A 21,918-nucleotide genomic window follows, 5' to 3' on the forward strand; every position below is an offset into this window, starting at 1 on the left:
CAATCTAGATCACTTAAATTTGCTTGATAACTCTATCTTATCTGCTCTTTTGGTTAAATTTAAACCGGACACTAGTGAAGTGACGGATAAATATTGGAGTGTTGGAGCTGAATTAAGATGGGATCAAAGAGGTTATTTTGCTTTTCCCGATCGTAAAGTTATGCTTAAGTTGGACAGAAGCCAGTAAAAGGATGGGTCAGGGGAAAAAGATTATTCTGGTAGGGATAGATTTTGATAAAGAAAATAGGTAAGTGAAGGAAATGTTAAGTTTTTGCAAATATCCAAACTATATAACTCTTCTCTAATATCAAAGGTCTGGCTTTGTTCGGGCCTTTCTTTTTTTAAAACAAAAAACATGCCACTTTCTTGACTAGCTGTTTTTTGTACTTATTTTTTTAGAGCTTTTAAACAAAATCTCAAAGGAGAGCCGCTGAAAATGGAATATAAGGACTATTACAAGATTTTAGGTGTAGATAAAAATGCTTCCAAAGAAGAGATCTCAAAGGCCTTTAAAAAGCTGGCCAAAAAATATCATCCGGATTTAAACCCCGATAATCCTGAAGCGGAAAGCAAATTCAAAGAAATCAATGAAGCCTACGAGGTATTGAAGGATCCTGAAAAAAGAAAACTCTATGATTCTTTAGGTCCAAACTGGCAACATGGTCAGAATTTTCAGCCGCCACCAGGCTATGAAAATATTCGTTTTGAGTTTGGCGGACAAGGAGCTGATTTTGATCTGGGAGGATTTAGCGAATTCTTCAAGGCCTTTTTTGGTGGCGCGGGAGCGGATTTTGGAAGTGGTTCCGGGTTCAGGCAAACCTCATTTACAGGTGGTGGATTCGCGGCAAGAGGTCAGGATGCAGAGGCGACCATTGAACTGACACTGGAAGAGGCCTATCGCGGCGGTCAAAAGAGTATTTCCTTGCAGGAGCAGGTTGTGGGACCGGATGGTGTACCAAGACTGCAGAGAAAGACCTTGCAGGTAAATATTCCTGCTGGAATAAAAGACGGGAGTAAAATAAGACTGGCTGGTCAGGGTAGTCCAGGACTAGGTGGAGGACCGGCCGGAGATTTATATCTGAAAGTTAAAATTTTGCCCCATACTCAGTTCAAGTTAGATGGAAATAATGTTATCTATGATCTGCCCCTTGCCCCGTGGGAGGCTGTTCTGGGAGCCAGAGTCAGGGTCCCGACTCTGGAGGGGCAAGTAGAGCTGCGTATTCCCCCGGGAATAAGTAGCGGACAGAAACTACGCATCAAGGGGAAAGGATTGGGTCGTGGAGCACGAAAAGGTGATCAATTGGTGCGGATAGTGATTAAATCACCAAAAAGTTTGTCGCCCCGAGAAAAAGAGTTGTGGGAGAAGTTGGCCAGGGAGTCGAACTTTAATCCCCGCCAATAATTTTGAGCAAATCAGGATTCATGTGTAATAAATCGTTTTTACACAGAATCTTGGTTTTTTGGTTAGCCAACTAGAAGGGGAGGTTTTCAAAAAAAATGACAAAAATTAAGGTAAAAGAAGAGTCTTCACCGGTTTGCTCGAACCTGATCCATTGGAGTCAATTTGTGCACAAAACCGGAATCAGTCCATATAGACTTGCTGAACTGGTAGATATGGGGTGGGTGCATTATGTTTGCACACAAAACGATAATTATCTGTTTCCCCACAGTGAAATTTTTCGGGTACAAAAACTGGTGCGTATTTGTAAAGATTTTGAATTGTCAACCTTAGCCGGAATGATCATAGTAGATTTGGTGGACAGGGTTGAGCAGTTAGAGAAAAAAATCAAACAGTTACAAGCTCTTACTTAATAACTTGCCGCTCGATTCCAGGTAGAGCTTGGGAACGAGCGATTTACGAATCACGAAACAAAGGAGGAATGTTTTATGGATATAAGTAAATTTACCCAAAAGTCGCAGGAAGCAATCTCTGATGCTCAAAATATAGCTTTAAGACACGGGCATCAGCAGATTGATGCAGAACATTTATTTAAGGCCCTGGTTGACCAGGAAAACGGTCTGGTTCCCAGGATTCTGGAACGGGCCGGTTACGATATATCAGCTATCAGCCAGGATATTGAGCGCCAGCTTGAGAAATTGCCCAAGGTAAGTGGGCCCGGTGCGCAGCCCGGCCAGATTTATGTCACCGGAAGGGTGAATAACATCCTGTTGAAGGCCCAGGACTTGGCCAAAAACATGCAGGATGAATATGTCAGTGTAGAACATATTTTTTTAACTCTTCTGGACGAGTCTCCGTCCACTGGCGTGGGCAAAGTTTGTCAGGCCTTTAAGCTGGATAAGGATAAGATATTGTCTGTCCTAACAGAAATACGGGGTAATCAGAGAGTGACCTCGGCTAATCCTGAAGATACCTATGATGCCCTGAAGAAGTATGGTCGCGACCTGGTGGAAGAAGCCAGGCAGGGTAAACTGGACCCGGTAATCGGTCGGGACAGTGAGATTAGGCGGTGTATTCGTATTTTGTCCAGACGGACAAAAAATAACCCGGTTTTAATAGGTGAGGCCGGTGTAGGTAAGACCGCCATTGTTGAAGGACTGGCCCAGAGAATTCTGAAACAGGATGTCCCTGAAGGGTTAAAAGACAAAACCATCTTTGCCCTGGATATGGGGGCTTTGATTGCCGGAGCTAAGTATCGGGGTGAATTTGAAGAGCGCCTTAAAGCCGTTTTAAAAGAGGTTCAGAAATCGGAAGGCAGAATCATTCTTTTTATCGACGAGATTCACACCATTGTTGGCGCAGGCAAAACCGAAGGGGCTATGGATGCGGGCAATCTGCTCAAGCCCATGCTGGCCAGGGGAGAGTTGCACTGTATTGGCGCTACAACCATTGATGAATACCGCAAATATATTGAAAAGGATCCGGCCCTGGAAAGACGTTTTCAGCCGGTTCTGGTGGAAGAACCCAGTGTTGAGGACACTATTTCCATTTTACGCGGCCTTAGAGAGCGCTTTGAAGTGCACCATGGTGTGCGCATAAGCGACAGTGCCCTGGTTACGGCAGCAATGCTTTCTCATCGTTATATTACGGACAGGCAACTGCCAGATAAGGCTATTGACCTTATTGATGAAGCAGCAGCCAAGATTCGCACGGAAATCGATTCCATGCCTACAGAGCTGGATGAGATCAACCGCAAGGTCATGCAGTTAGAAATTGAACAGGAGGCTCTCAAGAGAGAAAAAGATCCGGCATCTAAGGAACGCCTTGAAAAGCTGGCCAAAGAACTGGCTGACCTGAAAGAACAACAGGCAGCGCTCATGGCCCAGTGGGAGAAGGAAAAACATGCTATCAATTCCTTGCGCAGCCTAAAAGAGGAGATAGAAAAGACAAGGCTGGAAATTGAGGCTGCTGAAAGGGCCTATGATCTCAACAAGGCTGCAGAACTACGTTATGGGAAACTGGCGCAGCTTGAGCAGGAACTGACCGAGAAAGAGGCCAAGCTTGTTGAGGCCAGTTCAGGCAAAACCCTGGTCAAGGAAGAGGTCGGCCCGGATGATGTTGCAGAAATAGTCTCCAAGTGGACTGGCATCCCTGTTGCCAAGCTCATGGAAGGAGAACGTGAAAAGCTGTTAAAACTATCCGAGGTGTTGCATGAGAGGGTTATTGGTCAGGACGAGGCTGTGGACGCTGTTGCCAATGCAGTCATAAGAGCCAGAGCCGGTCTCAAGGATCCTAACCGGCCCATTGGCTCCTTTTTGTTCCTTGGTCCAACCGGTGTGGGAAAAACAGAATTATGCAAGACCCTGGCCCGGACCCTTTTTGACACAGAAGAGAACATGATCCGCATTGATATGTCTGAATACATGGAAAAGCATACCGTAGCCAGGCTTATTGGTGCTCCTCCGGGATATGTGGGCTATGATGAGGGTGGACAGCTTACCGAGGCTGTGCGACGCAAACCGTATTCGGTTATCCTCTTTGATGAGGTCGAAAAGGCTCATCCGGATGTGTTCAACATCCTGTTGCAGATTATGGATGATGGTCGCCTTACAGACAGTCATGGCCGCACTGTTGATTTTAAAAATACCATTATCATTATGACTTCAAACCTCGGTTCACAATATCTGCTTGAAGGGATCACAGAAGCAGGCGAGTTAAAGCCTGGTGTGCGTGAACAGGTAATGAGTGTTGTGCGCGGTCATTTCAGGCCGGAGTTCCTGAACCGGATTGACGAGATAGTCCTGTTTAAACCTCTGCTTCTTGAGGAGATCAAAAAGATTATCGACCTGTTGCTTAATGATTTAAGAAAACGTCTTGAAGAGCGCAAAATCAAACTTGAGTTAACACCACAGGCCAGGGAATTCATTGCAAGAGAAGCCTATGATCCCGTCTATGGAGCAAGACCTTTGCGCAGGTACCTGCAGCATAACATAGAGACCAGACTGGCCAAGGAACTCATTGCCGGACGTTTGAATGACGGCCAGAAAGTGGTTGTGGATGTAGTTGATGGCAGCCTGGGATTTAACATAGATTAAGGTATAGACAAAATAGGCATAAAAAGGGCAGGATTAATCCTGCCCTTTTTATATGTAAGGGTAAAAGCTGGATTCGACAAATGTGGCTGGCGGGATAGTGATTTTTCAAAAGATTAACCGCAAAAAAGGAATTTGAAGGAAACAGCTATGCAAAAAGTGTTATGCCTGGATATAGGCAGTGGTACTCAGGACGTCTTGTATTATATTCCTGATCGGGAGATTGAGAACTGCCCGAAATTTATTCTTCCCTCGCCTGCTGTTATTGTTGGTCAGAGGATTGCACAACTGACAAAACAGGGAAAAAATATCTATCTTTATGGTCAAAACATGGGTGGAGGATTCAAGTTTGCTTTGAAAGGCCATTTAAAAAAGGGCCTGGAAGTAGCAGCACATCCACAGGCGGCCCTGGCCATTTCTGATGATATGCGAAAGGTGAAAGGTATGGGTATTAATATAACTGAAAACTGTCCGCCCGGGTTTTGCCCTGTGTATTTGACTGATTTTGATCCGGGGTTCTGGCAGTCTTTTTTAGCCTTGAGCGGGCTTGATTATCCTGATTTTGTCCTGGCCTGTGTCCAGGATCATGGTTTTCACCCAGGAACAAGCAACCGCCGCGGACGGTTTGAACTTTGGGAAGACTTTTTGCGTAACTCGCAAGGACGCTTAGAAGAGCTTATATTTTCTGAACCACCACAGCAGCTTACTCGCTTAAAAAGTTTAAAAAATATGATTGGAGCTGGCATGGTCGCAGATACGGGGTCTGCTGCCATACTGGGGGCCTTGTTCGTCCCGGAAGTAGAGGAAATGACTTCCTCTCAGGGTATTTGTGTGGTTAATGTCGGTAACAGTCATACCATTGCTTTTTTAGTCTATAAGCAAAAGGTATGGGGGATCTATGAACATCATACCGGGTTATTAGATGGGCAAAAGCTTATGCAGCAACTAGAACGGTTCCGACAGGGCAGCCTGACCAATGACCAGGTTTTTGCAGACAATGGGCATGGCTGTCTGGTTCTTGACTTGCCGACTGAAGCCAAAGGGTTCGAGCCTATTTTTGTCCTCGGGCCTAAACGGAAAATGCTTAAGGGTTTTGATGTCCATTTTTTGAGCCCCGGCGGAGATATGATGTTGGCAGGCTGTTTCGGGCTGCTTAAGGGAATGAACTACAGAGCCTGTGGCCAAACCCAATTTTAAGCGCTGATTGAAAGCCTTGGTTTCTGAAATGCATTACAAATGGCTTGGGTAACCCATCTTAGAGAAGCTTGCGGAAAAACAGAGCATCGTGATGGATGGGCTACACATTTTGCGATGTTGACCATAACTATCGATAATAAAAAGAATGTTTGTTTACCCAAAATATCCCATTATGCTCTGTCCGCAAGCAAGTTTTAGATGTGTCCAAGTCTTTGTACCAGCATGAAAGAAATCAAGACTGGAATAAACCATGGAAACTATGTCGATAAAAAGGTTTGCCCACAGGCTCTATAAATAAGATGAAATGGTGAAGCTGAGAAATGGGAAAGCGTGAAAGCGGTGATTAGGAGAAATGGGAGAAGAAACCAAGCTAGTGTTTTTGTATGATAGAAGGGAAGTAAAAATATGTCTCAAAAAATAGGTTTGGCTTTGGGTAGTGGGTCAGCCAGGGGTTGGGCCCATATTGGAGTTATAGAGGCCTTGCATGAAGATGGTATAGATATTGATGTTGTGGCTGGCACGAGTATTGGTGCCCTGGTTGGAGCAGTGTTTGCCGCTGGCAAGATCATGGAATTCAAAGAAGTTATCCTGGATTTGGACTGGAAAAAAATACTGTCCATGCTCGATGTGGTCTTCCCCAAGACAGGACTTTTAGATGGGAAGAAGGTAGCTGAATTTGTTCAGAACTATGTTCAAGACAGGGAAATAGACGATTTTTTATTGCCTTTTTGTGCGGTATGCACTGATTTAAAGACCGGAGAGGAGGTGCGCATTTTTCAGGGTGGAGTGATTGAGGCTGTAAGGGCAAGCATTGCTGTGCCGGGAATTTTTACCCCCGTAATGATGGGAAAGAGATGCTTGGTCGATGGGGGGTTGGTTAATCCTGTGCCCGTAAGTGTGGTCAGGAAAATGGGAGCGGACCTGGTTATTGCCGTGGACTTAAACCATGATATTGTTGGTAGAAATTTAAATATAGGTTCCAAAGAGAGAGATAAATCCTGCCACAAGAAAGAGAAGCCCAGGAATAAGGTTTCAGTAAAGGACAGGGTCTTTCAGGAGCTAAAGGAAAAGATAAAAAATATAGATGTACCTTTGTTTGACTCCATGAGACAATGGATGGTCAGAGAACATATGCCTAATATTTTTGATATTATACTGACATCCATAAACATTATGGAAAACCAGATTACCCAGGCTAACTTGCGACTTGAACCGCCAGACATCTTAATTCGGCCCAGCCTAGGCCATATCAAGTTCATGGACTTTCATCGCGCAGAAGAGGCTATTTATGAAGGGTATCAGGCAGCAAAAAAAGAACTTTCTAACTGGAAAAGGTTGAAAGAAGTGTAACAGTGTTTGCTGATTTTTTTATGGTTGGTAATAGCTCTTTAATGATGATAATTTTTGTCTAAGATTTTAGAATGTAGTATAAAAAATAGTTAAAATTTTATTTCTCCTTTCAACTCGGTGTTGTCCGGAATTGCCACCTGTTTTTGCTTTTCATTAACCAGACTCGTCTCACCTTTGACCACTATGTTTGCCCCAAATTTTATATCGCCCTGAACTTCAAAGAGAAGGCATTCGGACAATTTGGGTGAACCATAGGGAAAGCGTTCTTCATAATCATCAATTTTTTTATAAAAATTTTCATCGAGATTAACCTGAGGTTGGTGGTTTTTTAGACTCGGGTTGGGAATAATCGTACTTTCATCACTGGTAATGAAACAATCAGACTGGACCAGTAATAGATCGTTGGTGGTCTTGACCGGTGCAAAACGCTCTCTGGGCACGATTAGGGCTTCAGCTCTATCAAACGCTGAAATAGCAGAGCCCATTGCGGTTTCCAACTGGTAAACTTTTGGGGAAGAAGGAACGCGTGGGTCAAGGTGTTTGGGATTGATAATAAGATCCAGGGGCATCATTTTGTGGCGTAGAAAGACTTTTTCCAATGCCTCAAGGTTTAGCCAGATGGAGTTTGTGTTGAAAAAATTATACTTATTATAATCCATGAACTCATTCAGTTCGTTATCAGGGCACTGGGCGATTTCCCGCAAAGCCAGACGATTGTTTTTGAGCAGACGACATAAATGGCCGCCTTTGCGGTCCGACTTGGTTCTGGGGGTTACTTCCATTAAGAAAGTCAGATTTTTCTTGACCAGGTAGCCCAAGATGCGTTTATCAATTGTTGCCCCTAAATTGTCTGAGTTGGAGATAAAACCGTATTTATAACCTTTATCAAGCAATGTTTTTAGAATTCCGGAAGTAATCAGGGCGGTATAAAAGTCTCCATGCCCTGGCGGGTTCCATTCCAACTCAGGATTTTGGGGCCATTTGGCAGGACTTAAGTCATTGACCATAACTTTGGGAAATTTGTGTTGCACAAAAGCCAGGGGTATATGATCTGGATTTTCAAAATCCTGTACATGGAGCATGGTGTCCAAGTGGGTTTTGAAACTGTTCATCAGGACCAGGGGTAAGGGACAATTATATTTTTGGCGCAGCTTAGTGGTTTGCTCCAAAATCAGGTCTAAAAAGGTCTTATCTTCTTTAATTTTTATTAAAGACTTGGCTTTTTCAAGGCCCATACTTGTGCCCAGACCGCCATTTAATTTGAAATAAACCAGTTTGGGGATAGCTTTTTGCCCGACCGGAGCAAAGCTAGCCAAATCTTCCAGGCGACGTAGCTCAGATTGATCGACAGGCAAAATTTCCTTTTTAGACAGTTTACCCTGATTATTATAGACAAGCTGGGAGAAATAACATTTGAATAGGTTTATAATAATAGGAGGCAGTACTTGTTCTTCCATTTTCAGGGCAAAGGGACGAAACAAGTCGATCAGGTCAGAGTCACTTATTGAAACGCAACTTAAGGATTTAGCTCTCATCTCTTTTTCCCTCCAGCCTTTGAGCTTGAAGATAGAATTAGATACTTTGCCCGGTTGAGGCCAAAACAGCACACCAATAATTTGATTTAGGATTTAGTTTGCGCCGTTTTTTGGTCACTAGATTTAAAGGTACATAAACGAATTTGTCCTGTAACATACTGACCAGCATATTTGTTTTACCGGCTATTCCTGCGTGCACTGCATGCTGTCCCAGAAATCCGCAATAGACTCGGTCGTTGGCATTGGCCGGTATGGAGCGGATAATATAGCTGGGGTCAATGAATTTCATGGTATATGGAAAATTTTTGGCCTGAAAATATTTTTTTATTTCCTCGCGCAGAACCCCACAAATATCACCCAGGATTTTATTTCCTGAAGCGTCTGTTCCCTGGTGGTCAAAAAGTTCTTGTCCGGCACCTTCGGCGACAACAATGACAGCATGTCCGCGCTTTCGCAGTCTATTTTCCAAATGAACAAGAAGTCCGTTTTCGCCGTGCAGTTTAAAGGGAACTTCTGGAATGAGTAGAAAATTGACTTCCTTAAGGGCTAGAGTGGCCTGAGCAGCAATAAAACCTGACTCGCGGCCCATAAGCTTGACCATGCCAATGCCGTTGGGAGCCCCGATGGCTTCTGTATGCGCACAACGGATGGCTTCCGTAGCCTTTTCAACAGCCGTATCAAAGCCAAAAGTCTTGGAGATCAGATAGATGTCGTTATCAATAGTTTTTGGTATGCCAATCACACTGATTTTAAGTCCGCGTTTAGTTATCTCTTGACCAATGGCCTGGGCCGCTTTCATTGTACCGTCGCCGCCAATCATAAATAAGATGTTCACATTTAGTCTTTCCAGCGCGTCAACGAGCTCATCGGGTGGTTGTGGGCCGCGTGACGAGCCCAGGATAGTCCCTCCGAATTCGTAAATATTACTCACTTTTGCCGGGGTTAATTCCCATATCTCGTGGCCATACTTGGGGATAAGCCCTTGTAAACCATAGCGGATACCAATGACTGAGGAGATATGGTAGTTATGATAGGCTTCCATAACAATAGATCGGATGACATCGTTAATACCAGGACAGAGGCCTCCACAGGTCACGATGGCGCACTTGGTTTTGGGAGGATCAAAATAGATATTTTTTCGCGGTCCTGCTTCTTCAAAGTCCAGATAAAAGGGATGTTGTGCTTCATCTTCTAACAATATTTCCGGCGAGATATGTAAGTGTAATCGCTCTTGTTCATTAATAAAACGGCAAAGGTTTAAAGGCGACTTGATTTTGGCTGGCCCAAGGGTTTGGATTTTAGTATCAATGTCCAACGCGGGCATGAGTCCTCCATTTGGTGGGGAATTTTGGATTATAAAAGAATGTTAGGTTATTTTGCTTGTTGGCTTAGTGTTGATAAAAGTTAATTTGCTTTTGCAGTCAATTTTTATACACTTAGCTTATTATACAATTTAATGCAAGAATTTGATGGAACTTTTGGGGCTAGTTGATTAGCAGTTGACTTGATGCAACTTATGGTTATTAGTTAAACGCAAATTTATAAAGTAAAAGGAGAAGAGAATGGGCAAGTATTCCATTAACCCCTGGTTAGAGATTCAGAATATGCGCGAGGAAATTAGCAAAATGATGGACGAGGCTCTGAACTGGGGACAGGGGAAGTTGAAGCAGAATGAGAGAGTGGCCTTGTGGCAACCATTGGCTGACGTTTATGAAACCCAAGAGCAATTTGTCATAGAGATAGAACTGCCTGGGATCGATAGGGACAAGGTTAACCTGGAAATTAAGGGCCATCAGCTTTTGGTATATGGAGAGCGAAGACTGGAAAAGGATGCAACAGGAAGCGTGTATCAGATGTTGGAACGCTCTTACGGACCTTTTGCCAGGAATTTTTTTCTGCCCGAAAACGTGGATACTTCTGGTATCAGAGCCATGTTTAAAAATGGGGTATTGACGATTACTATCCCGAAAAAGAGGGTCCAGTCATCAGGAGTGCGTATAGAAATTAGTTAATGGGAGTTTTTGACTTATTGCCTGCGTATTTATATGTCCTTAATTTTTGATCTCGGTAGTATTGTACTTGTTGATGTTTTTTTTCGATCTAGGCAGAAAGTTCTTCCTAAAAATTTCCTGCCGTTGGTGGCCAGATCGGTTAATAGAAGGTTGAATTTTTGGAAAAAATCAGTTATTTTAATTGGTTGCAATGATAACAATTTAATGTGCCGTTAACTGGGAAAGTTGAGTAAGACACTATATACTTACTCAACATGATGTTAAATAAATTTAACAATTGATATCCAGTATTCAAAATTTTATTCGAAAAGAAGGAGTCAAAAGTTATGAGCAGTCAAATCAAGACTGGTCTTTTACTAGGACTTTTAACCGTAATAATTCTTTTATTTGGACGTATGATAGGCGGTCATAGCGGGCTGGTGGTAGCTTTTGTCCTGGCTCTGGTTATGAATGTGGGCAGCTATTGGTTTTCTGATCGTATTATTTTGGCCATGTACAGGGCCCAGGAGATAAGCCCTGACGATGCCCCTTATTTGCATGGTATCGTTTCTGAGTTGGCCAGGAAAGCCAACATACCCAAACCAAGGATATATCTTATCCCTCAGGATACTCCAAATGCCTTTGCCACGGGTCGAAATCCCAATCATGGTGTCGTGGCTGTGACTCACGGCATTTTAAATCTGCTTTCACCTGAAGAGTTAAAAGGAGTTTTGGCTCATGAAATAGGCCATATCCGCAATCGTGACATACTAATCCAGACTGTGGCTGCAACTCTGGCAGGAGCCATAATGTTTGTAGCCGATATGGTTAAGTGGACGGCTATTTTTGGTTTAGGTCGGAGCGATGATGAAGAGGGTGGAAATCCCATTGTGGCCTTGGTCATGGCTATTGTTGCTCCTATTGCGGCTATGCTTATTCAAATGGCCATTTCTCGCTCCAGAGAGTATCTGGCTGATGAAACCGGAGCTTATCTGGCAGGCAATCCTGAATTTTTGGCCAGTGCTTTAGAAAAGCTAGAGGCTTATGCCCGCAGCATGCCCATTTATGGAGCGAATCCTGCCACAGCCCACATGTTTATTGTTAACCCCTTGACAGGAGAGTCTCTACTTAGCTTATTTAGCACGCATCCGCCTACTTCTGAGAGGGTGCGGCGGCTTAGAGAAATGGCTTACACTATACGCTCTTGATGCTTGAGTATTGCTAAAATTAACGCTAGAAATTCAGGTGACAATTAGAGAGTAGTAGAATAATAGCGCCAAAGGCGTCGAAGCTTAATGTTCACAGCAACTATCTTTAGCCACTGGACTTTCATTACCTTTCAGCTCTGAGCTGACTAACTTAAAACTTAAGATGTAATAAAAATGAGATTATCGAGAGCCTTACTTCTTCTTTGTTTTTTTTGTTGCCCTCATTTGCTCTGGGCTGGTGGTACGGACAATGCTTTGCGTTACACACCTGTTGTTCGAGCTGTGCAAAAAGTAGCTCCTGCTGTAGTCAATATTCACACCAAAAGGATAGTAGAGCAGAAAGTTAATCCTTTTCGTTCTTTTTTTGGCGAAAGTTTTCCATTATGGGAGGAATTTTTGGGACCTGGATTTACCAGGCGTTATGTACAGAAAAGCTTGGGGTCAGGAGTCATAATTGACCATAAAGAGCGTCTTATTTTAACCAATGCGCATGTTATAGAGGGAGCGTCAAGCATAACGGCTCGCCTTCTGGATGGGAGGGAGTTCAAGGCCGAACTTGTAGGCTCTGACCCGGATTTTGACTTGGCTATCTTGCGTCTGGACGGCAAATCAGACTTACCCCAGGTGGAAATGGGTAACTCAGATGGTCTCATGATAGGTGAAACCGTCATTGCCATAGGCAATCCTTTCGGCTTCAGCCATACCGTAACCACGGGAGTTATCTCTGCCCTACATAGAAGTATTAAGACCAAACATGGTTTGTTTACCGACTTCATCCAAACCGACGCAGCTATTAATCCCGGCAATAGCGGGGGGCCATTGTTAAATATTCTTGGTCAATTAATTGGGCTGAATACAGCTATCTATGCCGAGGCCCAGGGCATTGGTTTTGCCATCCCCATAAACAAGGCCAAAAGGGTTAAAGATGAGTTGATCCACTTTGGGCGCATTCAACCCGTCTGGTTGGGTCTGTGTGCTCAAAGTATGGACCAGCAAATGGCCAGTTATTTTGGACTGGATCGGATCCATGGGTTGGTCATAACTGAAGTTTTTGCCAACACTCCTGCACAGGAGGCAGGGTTAAAGCCAGGCGATGTGTTGCTTAAATTGGATGAGTATCCGGTTGAGGATAAGGATCAATATTTACAACTGCTCAAAAATTATACTCAGGGTCAAAAGATCGCTTTGACAATTTTGCGTCAGGGCAAGGAACTGATTGTCTCGGTTAAAACGAGCAGGTTTTTGGATAAACAGGCACTTGAGCTGGCTTACTTGCGTTGGGGTATAAAGGGCGTAAAAGATTATTCCGGCCATGGAATCAGAGTGCAAGAAATTCGACCCAGAAGTCCTGCAGCCAAACTAGGGTTGGCTCCTGGAGATATTCTGGTCAAGATTGGGGGGGTGGCCGTGAAAAATGTTCAAGACTTGGCTAGAGCTTTCAAGCGTTATCGTCTAAAAAATACAATTTTGCTTTTAGTTATAAGAGCAGGGCAAGGATATTATGTCCGTTTGCGCGTTTAATTTATTATTGTTTACTGTAATAGAAGATTGAGATTTGCAATGTTGACATAATATTATTTTATTCAATCGACTTAAAAAATCAGAATTAAAATCTCCAGTATCTCTTTTTAGCGGTATTGTAGCCGCGCTCTTTTGTCTTTTCTCAACCCTAATCGCCTTTTTCCTATTCATTACTCATTTATGCTGTTGTTAAGTTTTTCTTAAATTATCTTGACGATAAATTTATGCTAGTTTAATAAGGCTCAAATTCAAGTGGCCATAATTTACGTCAACTAACAGCTAACTTTTTGGGTTTATTATGTCTTTAGAACAATTACTTAGGGAAAAAAGGACTCAGATCATCAATGCTTGGTTCAATAAACTATTAGATACCTATCCGGAGCAGTCAGCCAAATTTTTCGGCCAGAAAAAAAATCAATTCTCCAACCCCGTAGGTCATACCTTTAGAACCAATTTGGAGAAGATTTTTGATGAAATTTTAAAGGAGAAGTGCTCTGAGGATATCAAGGACTATGTTGATGCCATTACCAGGATCAGGGCTGTCCAGGGTTTTCTGCCATCAGAGGCAGTGGCTTATGTGTATCTCTTAAAGGACTCAATTTTGGAAGTCTTAAACAAGGAGATAAATGAAAGGGGATTGTACCAGAAATTGGCTCAATTTCAGTATAAATTGGATCAGCTTACCGCTTTGACCTTTGATATTTATATGCAATGCCGTGAGCAACTCTGGGAGCAGCGGGCAAATTTTTTAAATTCTAGGACCCACAAGCTCTTAGAAAGGGCTAATCTTATTAAAGAGGTGGAGGAGTAATTTTTTAAAAGTTCAAGTTTAAGTGAGGTAACGGTACATGAAAGCGATTTACTCTCTTTTTCTGGTCTTTGCCTTGGTTCTGGTCGCCTTGCTAGGAGCAGGCGCGGGAGGGATGCATTACCTTTTTGGGGTAATCATTCCTTATGTGGCAGTGGTTTTATTTGTGGTCGGTTTTGTCTTACGGGTCATCAGGTGGGGGAAATCCCCTGTACCATTTAGGATTCCGACAACTTGTGGTCAGGAATTCTCCCTGCCCTGGATCAAGCAGAACAAAATCGATAACCCTTCAACAACATGGGGTGTTATCTTACGCATGTTCTTCGAAGTGGTGTTGTTTCGTTCTCTTTTTCGAAACACCAAGGTGGAACTGCACGATGGCCCCAAACTGGCTTATGCATCCAACAAGTGGTTATGGCTCTTTGCCTTGCTCTTCCATTACTCTTTTTTGACTATCTTTTTGAGACATATGCGTTTTTTTACTGAGCCTGTCCCGGGATTTTTTCAGATGTTGGACAGTATTGATGGCATGTTGCAAATTGGAGCACCTACCCTATATCTGACCGATGTCGTTATCGTGGTTGCGGTAACTTATCTGTTCATGAGAAGAGTTGTTAACCCTCAGGTCAGGTACGTTTCCCTGCCTGCTGATTATTTCCCCTTGTTCCTGATTTTAGGTATAGTTCTTTCTGGAATTTTCATGCGCTATTTTATCAAAACAGATATAGTTGCTGTAAAAGAATTGACCATGGGCCTGGTTACCTTCAATCCCAAGGTACCTGAAGGTGTGGGAACTATTTTTTACATCCATGTCTTTTTAGTTTCTGTGCTCCTCATTTACTTCCCTCTGAGTAAGCTTATGCACATGGGGGGAGTATTTTTAAGTCCAACCAGAAATCTAGCTAATAATAGCAGGATGAAAACACATGTTAATCCGTGGAATTATCCTGTAAAGATTCATACTTACGAGGCCTATGAGGATGAGTTTAGAGAAAGAATGGTAGAGGCAGGATTACCAGTGGAAAAGCCTTTAGAACAGCCAGTTGAGAATAAGGAGTAGAGAGTATGGCTACACCAAAACCACAAGAATTATTCGCAAGTATAAACCACAGGCCGCCCAAAAAGGACTGGATGGATGTGCCTGTGGAGATTAAGCCTGGTAGGTACTGTTATGCCGCCAACCCCAAGAGCCTGGAGGCGGTTGGTATGCCACATGCCAGGCAGTGGAATCCTTTAGATGATGACTGGAAGCTTCCTGAAAATTGGAAGGAAATTATAATCCAGGGAATCAGAGAGCGGCTTGAGAAGTTTAGGTCATTTAAAGTTTTCATGGACATTTGCGTACGTTGTGGCGCGTGTGCTGATAAATGTCATTATTTCATTGGTTCTGGTGACCCAAAGAATATGCCTGTTTTACGCGCTGAATTATTACGCTCCATTTATCGTGGTGAGTTTACCAAAGCAGGCAAGATTCTGGGCAGGTTTGCTGGTGCTCGCAAGCTTACTCCCGAAGTAATCAAAGAATGGTGGTATTACTTTTTTCAATGTTCTGAGTGTCGCCGTTGCTCTGTCTTCTGTCCTTACGGTATTGATACGGCTGAAATAACAATTTTAGGCCGCGAGTTGCTTAACCTTTTAGGCCTAAATATCGACTGGATTGCAACTCCTGTGGCCAATTGTTACAGGACAGGTAACCACCTGGGTATTCAGCCACACGCCTTTAAAGACATGATAGATTTTTTCTGTGATGACATTGAAGAAATCACAGGTATCCGTCCAGAGCCTTCCTTCAATAAGAAGGGAGCAGATATTTTGTTTATCACGCCTTCTGGTGATGTCTTTGCCGATCCAGGTACATACACCTGTATGGGTTACCTGATGCTTTTCCATTATTTGAAGGAAGAGTATGGGTTAGAAGTTACCTGGAGCACCTATGCTTCTGAGGGAGGTAACTTTGGCTTCTTTACATCCCATGAAATGATGAAAAGGCTTAATGCCAAGATGTATTTAGAGGCCAAGAGGTTGGGCGTGAAATGGATCCTTGGTGGTGAGTGCGGCCATATGTGGCGTGTCATTCATCAGTACATGGCTACCATGCAACAGGATATGGTGGGCGATCTAGATTTTCTAGAAGAGCCCGTATCTCCTATCACTGGCACCAAGTTTGAGAATGCCAAAGCAACCAAGATGGTCCATATTGTTGAGTTTACAGCTGATCTTATCAAGCACGGCAAACTTAAATTGGATAAGAGCCGCAATGACAATCTGATCATGACCTTTCATGATTCCTGTAATCCTTCTCGCGGGATGGGTTTTCATGAAGAGCCAAGATATATCATAAAAAATACCTGTAACCACTTCTATGACATGCCCGAAAATACAATTCGCGAGCAGACTTTCTGCTGTGGTGGCGGAGCAGGTCTCAATGCGGGTGAAAATGAAGAATTGAGGATGATGGGAGGACTGCCAAGGGCGAACGCAGTCAAGTATGTCCATGAGAAGTACGGTGTGAATATGCTTGGATGTATTTGCGCTATTGATAGGGCCGTACTTCCTAACTCGATGAATTACTGGGTTCCTGGTGTGCAGGTAACCGGTCTTCATGAATTAGTTGGTAATGCCCTTGTCTTGCCTGGGGAACAGGAGAGGGAGACCAACTTGCGCGGTGAACCCTTACCAGGAAAGGAGGATATATAAATGTACGATGGCGGTAAGATCATTGCAGGGCTGGCCGTGTTTGTGCTCCTGTTTACCTTTCCATTTTGGTATAATATAGGAAATGCTGCTTATACCAGGCCAAAATTGGAACTGCCCAAGGAAGCTAAAGAGTGTGTGGAAAAGACTGAATGGATGCGGGCTGAGCATATGCAGCTCTTAAATCACTGGCGAGATGAAGTGGTACGTGAAGGGCATCGGGAATACAAAAGTATGGTCGCTGGGAAGACTTTTAATAAGAGCCTGACCAAGACCTGCATGAAGTGTCACGACAATAAGGAGAAGTTTTGCGATAGGTGTCATAACTCATTGGCAGTTAAACCCTATTGTTGGGACTGCCATGTGGCTCCAAAGGGGGAAAAGTAATGAAAAGCAGTAGAAGAAAATTTTTACAGATAGCTGGCCTTTCTGCCCTGGGTTGGAGCATATGTCCTTCACTTTTACAGGCATCCGGCCATGGAGGCGGAGAAGGAGGGAATGGTCAAGGTGTTCGCTGGGCAATGGCTATTGATACTCGTAAGTTGGATGACAAATTGATGGAAGAGTGTGTCCATGCCTGTCATAGCATTCACAACGTGCCCAAGATAAATTCCAAACAGAACATAAAATGGATTTGGAGTGCTCCATTTGAAAAACTGTTTCCGGGTCAGATGCACAAGTTTTTGAAAGAAGTCCCTGAGGAACATACCCTTGCATTATGTAACCATTGTGGGAACCCATCATGCGTGCGCGTATGTCCTACCAAGGCCACATTTAAGCGTCCTGATGGAATTGTAATGATGGATTTCCATAGGTGTATAGGTTGCCGTTACTGCATGGCAGCATGTCCATACGGGTCCAGGAGTTTTAACTTTGCTGACCCCAGAAGGTTCTTAAAAGAACAGAATCCAGACTTTCCTACCCGCACCAAGGGTGTGGTTGAAAAGTGTACCTTCTGTGCAGAAAGGTTGGACGAGGGTAAAAGACCTGCATGTGTAGAGGCGGCTAAGGGAGCAATTTACTTTGGGGATCTTAATGATCCACATTCCGAGGTAAGGCAGGTCTTGAAAGAAAGGTATTCGATCCGCCGTAAACCTGGCCTGGGAACTGATCCCAGCGTGTATTACTTAATCTAAGGGGTGGAAAATGCTGGAAAAGGCAATAAAAGGAAGCAAGATATATTGGGGATGGCTGGGCCTTCTCCTAGCCATAATAGGTGTTGGCTTTGGAGCGTATATGGTCCAGCTCAATCAAGGTCTGAGCATCACCGGCATGAGTCGTGATGTCTCTTGGGGATTTTATATCGCCCAGTTTACTTTTTTAGTCGGTGTGGCAGCATCTGCTGTAATGATGGTTATTCCTAAATACCTACATCATTACCAGGCCTTTGGCAGAGTCTTGATTCTGGGTGAATTTTTGGCAGTTGCGGCAGTCTCTATGTGCCTGCTTTTTATCGTGGTTGATTTGGGCCAGCCGCAAAGACTTTTTAATGTTCTTTTACACCCAACTCCGAATTCAATCCTCTTCTGGGATATGGTGGTCCTAAATGGTTATTTGTTTTTAAATATTTTAATAGGGTGGGTTACACTTCAAGCAGAGCGCAAACAGGTTCCCCCACCAAGCTGGATTAAGCCTTTTATTTACCTGTCTATTCCATGGGCAGTGAGTATTCACACTGTTACAGCCTTTCTTTATTGTGGCCTGCCAGGTCGCGGTTTCTGGTTGACAGCTATCTTGGCACCAAGATTTCTGGCCTCAGCCTTTGCATCAGGGCCTGCTTTTCTTATCCTGTTATGTTATATTGTAAAAATATTCACCAAATGGGATCCAGGCAAAGAGGCCATTCAGAGTTTGGCCAAGATCGTTACCTACGCCATTATCACCAACCTATTTTTCCTAGGATTGGAAGTCTTTACTGTTGGCTATAGCCAGATACCAGATCATTTGTTGCACTTTAAATACCTCTTTTTTGGCTTACACGGCTATAGTACTTATGTTCCCTGGATGTGGGCTTCTGTTATAGCTGGACTTGCTGCCGTGGCTATCCTTTTAAATCCGAAAAACAGGCAAGCGGACAATGTCCTGGCTTTTGCCTGTGTGTTGGTATTTTTGAGTTGTTGGATTGACAAGGGCCTGGGTATGATTTCAGGTGGTTTTGTCCCCAATCCTTTAGAGGAAATTACTGAATATATACCAACAAAACTTGAGTTGATGGTAACACTTGGAGTCTATGCAGCTGGATTCTTTATTTTAACTATCCTATACAAAGTTGCTGTTGGTGTTAAAAAAGAGGTGGATGCCTAATGAACAAAAGCCTCGTCTACTGGCGAGGCTTTTTATATTGTTTTTGCGAAATTTTTTTTTAAAAGACTAGATCTTTCAAGAAATGTTATTTTATATTAAACTGACTGATTATTCTATCTGTATTGTAAAATTTAATAATTTTAATAGGTTACAAATTAGACCTGTTGTTTAAAGTCTCAATTTTTTTGTCTCGTATCTTGACAATGATTACTTATTATGACTAATGCGCTTAACACAAATTATTTTTAGGCAAAAACTGACCAAGTTTTTGTAACTAAATTTTTTAACCTATTAATTTTTTTGGAGGTTTGCTATGGCTTATAAAATTACAGTTGATGTGGATAAGTGTACAGGTGATGGTGAGTGCGTAGATGTTTGCCCTGTCGAAGTTTATGAACTTCAAGATGGCAAAGCCGTACCTGTTAATGAAGAAGAATGCCTTGGTTGTGAGTCCTGTATTGAAGTTTGCGAACAGGATGCCATCACTTTAGAAGAGATTTAGCTTAAAATAAGGGGGGCAATAACCTTGCCCCCTTATCACTTTGTACCCCCATCTTACAATCCTCTCAATAAACTTTATCCAAAATAGTTTTGGTAAAATGATCTATATTCTAAGGTATTAATCTTAGAATATGGATCATAGTGCCAAATAAAAGGAGTTAATGAATGGATTTAGATTTTAGCTATTATTTTAAACAATACGAACAGCTTTTAAAAAATGTAGACAATATATTTTCAAAGGTTAAAGAAGAGTATCCTGATAGGGTCAAATGTACCCTTGGTTGCAGCGATTGCTGTTATGCACTATTTGATTTGCCCCTCATTGAGGCTCTGTACTTAAATCATCATTTTAAAGAATTAGATAAAGAAAGGCGCAATGAAATCCTGGTTCGTGCTGATAAAGCAGATCGACAAATATATAAGATTAAGAGACAAGCTTTCAAGGCACAACAAAAAGGTGAGGAAGAAGAAAAAATTTTAGCTGAAATAGCCAAAAAAAGAGTCCGTTGTCCTTTACTTGGAGAAGATAATAAATGTGAGTTGTATGATGTTAGGCCCGTTACATGCCGTTTATATGGTGTGCCTATGGCTATTCATCAAAAGAGCCGTTCTTGTGGCCTGTCTGGGTTTGAGCCTGGTCGCTCTTATCCTACTGTAAATATGGATAAGATTTATGAGAAGTTATTTTTGATAAGCTATGATCTGGTCCAGAGTTTAAATACTAAATATGTTCAACTACATACAGTTTTGGTGCCGGTCTCAATGGCTTTGCTTACAGAATATGATCATGAATATCTTGGCATAAGAGAGAATCTGCCTGTGTCTGATGAAGAAAAAAAAGTTACGAATGAATGGGTGTTAGGTGAGGGGGACTAAATGAAAATTCTCCTTGATGAACAGGAAAGGCAAAAAAGAGCGATTTATGACTCTCTGTCTCCAAGACGGAAGAAGTTTATTGACCGCATAGGTTATGAAAAATGGGATCCTTTTCAAGAGCCTAATGATCCTCGCAAGATAAAAACTGATACAACAAACCGAACAACAAAGCAGTTAGTGAGGGATTTTTTATCTGAGTGTCAGCCAGAAGATTATAGTAATGCCTATGGACAGGGAGTGTTAGAGATTTGCTTAGGGATTGTTAATGGCGATGATCGGTATCGGGCCATGTATGAGTTTTCATTATGGTATCATGAGTTATTAAAAAGAGAAAATAAAGAGTTTAAAAAAAGTTTATAAGTAAGGCAACAGAAGTTTTTAATAGGGTGATCATATCAGTGCTAAGGATTGCAAAAAAATAATTTATGAAAGACTTTTAATTTTATATAATTTTATACTTTAACCATCTATCCTATTATTAACGCTTTAAACTCTAAACATAGAGAAGGAAGGAATATGACCCAAGAACAGCAAAAAAAGACTATTGATGAACAAATTGAAGAGTTAAAGTCCAAATTAGCAGCAAATCCTGAATGCGGAATAACTCAATATAACTTGGGAGTTGCTTATCTGGCTAAACGGGAATTTGAAAAGGCAAAAGATGCCTTCAAAAAAGCAGTGCAATGCTCTCCTGATCTTGCTGAAGCCTATGTCCAACTGGGTGGAATAGCTATGTACGAAGGAGATATAGATGCCTGCTTCAGCTATAATCAGATGGCCTCCAAAATACGGCCTCGTTTTGCAGTGCCTCATGGGAATATGGGGTTTGTTTATTTACAGAAAAATGAAGTAGATAAAGCCATTGCAAGTTTAAGAAGGGCCATTTCTTTTGATCCAAAGTTTGTTCAAGCTCATGCTACCTTAGGTAGTGCCTATCTTATGGAAGGAGATTTAGATGGGTGCATTGAGCAATCAAAGAAAGCCATTGAACTGGAACCCAAATTTGGACCAGCTTATAATAACATGGGCTTAGCTTACTTAGAAAAGGGAGAGTATAAGAAGGCGGTTGAGTGCTTTGATAAAGCAATAGAAACTGGGTATGAGGTTGCCCCGGAGATACTTCAGGAAATTGAAAAATATCGCTAATCATCATTTGTATCTTGATACATATCCAGCTGACTGATTGATCGGATGAATATGAGTAATGGCACCTCCTTTCCGTGGCCAGTCTGCTATAGAGAATTAAGAGGAGTAAAAGCTATTTGAGTTCTCTATTCATAACAGAACTTCTCTGATCCTCTAGCCATCAAAAGCAAATCATGGGCCATGGGTTTTGGTTAAGAAAGAGAGATGTAAAAATTTAATTTTCGGTTGACAAGAACTTTTTGTTGTGTGAAAATTCACAAAAGAAGCTAACATGCGGTAAATTTGTGGTTTAAACC

Annotated in this window: 21 protein-coding genes; 19 read left to right on the forward strand and 2 right to left on the reverse strand. The window is 42.5% G+C overall.

Features of this window, described 5'->3' with window-relative positions; translation table 11 throughout:
- The 6 genes from KFV02_RS00005 to KFV02_RS00030 all read left to right on the forward strand — a co-directional run.
- Positions 1-187: hypothetical protein (locus tag KFV02_RS00005; RefSeq protein ID WP_252379478.1), on the forward strand; the 187-nt coding region annotated here is incomplete at its 5' end.
- A gap of 249 nt (positions 188-436) precedes the next feature.
- Complete coding sequence (locus tag KFV02_RS00010) at positions 437-1,402, forward strand: DnaJ C-terminal domain-containing protein (protein ID WP_252379479.1); 966 nt, start codon at positions 437-439, stop codon at positions 1,400-1,402.
- 95 nt (positions 1,403-1,497) lie between these two features.
- Positions 1,498-1,812 carry a chaperone modulator CbpM gene (locus KFV02_RS00015; protein WP_252379480.1) on the forward strand — a complete coding sequence of 105 codons (315 nt, stop codon included), beginning with the start codon at positions 1,498-1,500 and terminating at the stop codon, positions 1,810-1,812.
- 75 nt (positions 1,813-1,887) lie between these two features.
- Positions 1,888-4,494, forward strand: a complete 2,607-nt coding sequence (gene clpB, locus KFV02_RS00020) for an ATP-dependent chaperone ClpB (RefSeq protein WP_252379481.1) — start codon at positions 1,888-1,890, stop codon at positions 4,492-4,494.
- A gap of 147 nt (positions 4,495-4,641) precedes the next feature.
- Entirely contained in the window at positions 4,642-5,688 is a 1,047-nt protein-coding gene (locus KFV02_RS00025; RefSeq protein WP_252379482.1) for a DUF1786 domain-containing protein, read from the forward strand.
- 405 nt (positions 5,689-6,093) lie between these two features.
- Positions 6,094-7,038, forward strand: a complete 945-nt coding sequence (locus KFV02_RS00030) for a patatin-like phospholipase family protein (RefSeq protein ID WP_252379483.1) — start codon at positions 6,094-6,096, stop codon at positions 7,036-7,038.
- An 89-nt stretch (positions 7,039-7,127) separates the two neighbouring features.
- On the opposite strand, the gene KFV02_RS00035 is transcribed toward KFV02_RS00030, so the two are convergent.
- Both KFV02_RS00035 and KFV02_RS00040 read right to left on the reverse strand, forming a co-directional pair.
- Positions 7,128-8,573, reverse strand: a complete 1,446-nt coding sequence (locus KFV02_RS00035; protein ID WP_252379484.1) for a UTP--glucose-1-phosphate uridylyltransferase — start codon at positions 8,571-8,573, stop codon at positions 7,128-7,130.
- 37 nt (positions 8,574-8,610) lie between these two features.
- Positions 8,611-9,897: an ATP-dependent 6-phosphofructokinase gene (locus KFV02_RS00040; protein ID WP_252379485.1), complete on the reverse strand. Its 1,287-nt coding sequence runs from the start codon at positions 9,895-9,897 to the stop codon at positions 8,611-8,613.
- 238 nt (positions 9,898-10,135) lie between these two features.
- Between KFV02_RS00040 and KFV02_RS00045 the strand changes: the two genes are divergently transcribed.
- The 13 genes from KFV02_RS00045 to KFV02_RS00105 all read left to right on the forward strand — a co-directional run bounded on the left by KFV02_RS00045 (position 10,136) and on the right by KFV02_RS00105 (position 21,622).
- Positions 10,136-10,585, forward strand: coding sequence for an Hsp20/alpha crystallin family protein (locus tag KFV02_RS00045; protein ID WP_252379486.1), 450 nt, complete (start codon positions 10,136-10,138; stop codon positions 10,583-10,585).
- A gap of 326 nt (positions 10,586-10,911) precedes the next feature.
- Positions 10,912-11,772 carry a zinc metalloprotease HtpX gene (gene htpX, locus KFV02_RS00050; protein ID WP_252379487.1) on the forward strand — a complete coding sequence of 287 codons (861 nt, stop codon included), beginning with the start codon at positions 10,912-10,914 and terminating at the stop codon, positions 11,770-11,772.
- 174 nt (positions 11,773-11,946) lie between these two features.
- On the forward strand, positions 11,947-13,293 hold the full coding sequence (locus KFV02_RS00055) for a trypsin-like peptidase domain-containing protein (RefSeq protein WP_252379488.1): 1,347 nt from the start codon (positions 11,947-11,949) through the stop codon (positions 13,291-13,293).
- 298 nt (positions 13,294-13,591) lie between these two features.
- On the forward strand, positions 13,592-14,104 hold the full coding sequence (locus tag KFV02_RS00060; protein ID WP_252379489.1) for an RsbRD N-terminal domain-containing protein: 513 nt from the start codon (positions 13,592-13,594) through the stop codon (positions 14,102-14,104).
- Positions 14,105-14,141: 37 nt separating this feature from the next.
- Entirely contained in the window at positions 14,142-15,161 is a 1,020-nt protein-coding gene (gene dsrM, locus KFV02_RS00065; RefSeq protein ID WP_252379490.1) for a sulfate reduction electron transfer complex DsrMKJOP subunit DsrM, read from the forward strand.
- A 5-nt stretch (positions 15,162-15,166) separates the two neighbouring features.
- Positions 15,167-16,798 (forward strand): sulfate reduction electron transfer complex DsrMKJOP subunit DsrK, encoded by a 1,632-nt coding sequence (dsrK, locus tag KFV02_RS00070; RefSeq protein ID WP_252379491.1) that lies wholly within the window; start codon positions 15,167-15,169, stop codon positions 16,796-16,798.
- Entirely contained in the window at positions 16,799-17,182 is a 384-nt protein-coding gene (gene dsrJ / locus KFV02_RS00075) for a sulfate reduction electron transfer complex DsrMKJOP subunit DsrJ (RefSeq protein ID WP_252379492.1), read from the forward strand.
- Positions 17,182-17,931, forward strand: coding sequence for a sulfate reduction electron transfer complex DsrMKJOP subunit DsrO (dsrO, locus tag KFV02_RS00080; protein ID WP_252379493.1), 750 nt, complete (start codon positions 17,182-17,184; stop codon positions 17,929-17,931). The genes dsrJ and dsrO overlap by 1 nt, the downstream gene beginning before the upstream one ends.
- A gap of 10 nt (positions 17,932-17,941) precedes the next feature.
- Positions 17,942-19,099, forward strand: coding sequence for a sulfate reduction electron transfer complex DsrMKJOP subunit DsrP (dsrP, locus tag KFV02_RS00085; protein WP_252379494.1), 1,158 nt, complete (start codon positions 17,942-17,944; stop codon positions 19,097-19,099).
- Positions 19,100-19,412: 313 nt separating this feature from the next.
- Complete coding sequence (locus KFV02_RS00090; protein ID WP_252379495.1) at positions 19,413-19,601, forward strand: ferredoxin; 189 nt, start codon at positions 19,413-19,415, stop codon at positions 19,599-19,601.
- Positions 19,602-19,765: 164 nt separating this feature from the next.
- On the forward strand, positions 19,766-20,476 hold the full coding sequence (locus KFV02_RS00095; RefSeq protein ID WP_252379496.1) for a YkgJ family cysteine cluster protein: 711 nt from the start codon (positions 19,766-19,768) through the stop codon (positions 20,474-20,476).
- Entirely contained in the window at positions 20,477-20,836 is a 360-nt protein-coding gene (locus tag KFV02_RS00100) for a hypothetical protein (protein ID WP_252379497.1), read from the forward strand.
- A 156-nt stretch (positions 20,837-20,992) separates the two neighbouring features.
- A complete protein-coding gene (locus KFV02_RS00105; protein ID WP_252379498.1) occupies positions 20,993-21,622 on the forward strand; it encodes a tetratricopeptide repeat protein in 630 nt (209 codons plus the stop codon).
- The last annotated feature ends 296 nt before the right edge of the window (positions 21,623-21,918 follow it).

This window comes from Desulfovulcanus ferrireducens, assembly GCF_018704065.1.
Lineage (GTDB): Bacteria > Desulfobacterota > Desulfovibrionia > Desulfovibrionales > Desulfonatronovibrionaceae > Desulfovulcanus > Desulfovulcanus ferrireducens.

What these genes read in the sequence shown, in the direction of transcription:
- dsrM (WP_252379490.1), top strand. Translation starts at nt 14,142, where the DNA reads ATGAAAGCGATTTACTCTCTTTTTCTGGTCTTTGCCTTGGTTCTGGTC.
- KFV02_RS00030 (WP_252379483.1), top strand. Translation starts at nt 6,094, where the DNA reads ATGTCTCAAAAAATAGGTTTGGCTTTGGGTAGTGGGTCAGCCAGGGGT.
- KFV02_RS00015 (WP_252379480.1), top strand. Translation starts at nt 1,498, where the DNA reads ATGACAAAAATTAAGGTAAAAGAAGAGTCTTCACCGGTTTGCTCGAAC.
- htpX (WP_252379487.1), top strand. Translation starts at nt 10,912, where the DNA reads ATGAGCAGTCAAATCAAGACTGGTCTTTTACTAGGACTTTTAACCGTA.
- dsrJ (WP_252379492.1), top strand. Translation starts at nt 16,799, where the DNA reads ATGTACGATGGCGGTAAGATCATTGCAGGGCTGGCCGTGTTTGTGCTC.
- KFV02_RS00035 (WP_252379484.1), bottom strand. Translation starts at nt 8,573, where the DNA reads ATGAGAGCTAAATCCTTAAGTTGCGTTTCAATAAGTGACTCTGACCTG.
- KFV02_RS00060 (WP_252379489.1), top strand. Translation starts at nt 13,592, where the DNA reads ATGTCTTTAGAACAATTACTTAGGGAAAAAAGGACTCAGATCATCAAT.
- KFV02_RS00010 (WP_252379479.1), top strand. Translation starts at nt 437, where the DNA reads ATGGAATATAAGGACTATTACAAGATTTTAGGTGTAGATAAAAATGCT.
- KFV02_RS00090 (WP_252379495.1), top strand. Translation starts at nt 19,413, where the DNA reads ATGGCTTATAAAATTACAGTTGATGTGGATAAGTGTACAGGTGATGGT.
- dsrO (WP_252379493.1), top strand. Translation starts at nt 17,182, where the DNA reads ATGAAAAGCAGTAGAAGAAAATTTTTACAGATAGCTGGCCTTTCTGCC.
- dsrP (WP_252379494.1), top strand. Translation starts at nt 17,942, where the DNA reads ATGCTGGAAAAGGCAATAAAAGGAAGCAAGATATATTGGGGATGGCTG.
- KFV02_RS00100 (WP_252379497.1), top strand. Translation starts at nt 20,477, where the DNA reads ATGAAAATTCTCCTTGATGAACAGGAAAGGCAAAAAAGAGCGATTTAT.
- KFV02_RS00040 (WP_252379485.1), bottom strand. Translation starts at nt 9,897, where the DNA reads ATGCCCGCGTTGGACATTGATACTAAAATCCAAACCCTTGGGCCAGCC.
- KFV02_RS00055 (WP_252379488.1), top strand. Translation starts at nt 11,947, where the DNA reads ATGAGATTATCGAGAGCCTTACTTCTTCTTTGTTTTTTTTGTTGCCCT.
- KFV02_RS00105 (WP_252379498.1), top strand. Translation starts at nt 20,993, where the DNA reads ATGACCCAAGAACAGCAAAAAAAGACTATTGATGAACAAATTGAAGAG.
- KFV02_RS00045 (WP_252379486.1), top strand. Translation starts at nt 10,136, where the DNA reads ATGGGCAAGTATTCCATTAACCCCTGGTTAGAGATTCAGAATATGCGC.
- dsrK (WP_252379491.1), top strand. Translation starts at nt 15,167, where the DNA reads ATGGCTACACCAAAACCACAAGAATTATTCGCAAGTATAAACCACAGG.
- clpB (WP_252379481.1), top strand. Translation starts at nt 1,888, where the DNA reads ATGGATATAAGTAAATTTACCCAAAAGTCGCAGGAAGCAATCTCTGAT.
- KFV02_RS00095 (WP_252379496.1), top strand. Translation starts at nt 19,766, where the DNA reads ATGGATTTAGATTTTAGCTATTATTTTAAACAATACGAACAGCTTTTA.
- KFV02_RS00025 (WP_252379482.1), top strand. Translation starts at nt 4,642, where the DNA reads ATGCAAAAAGTGTTATGCCTGGATATAGGCAGTGGTACTCAGGACGTC.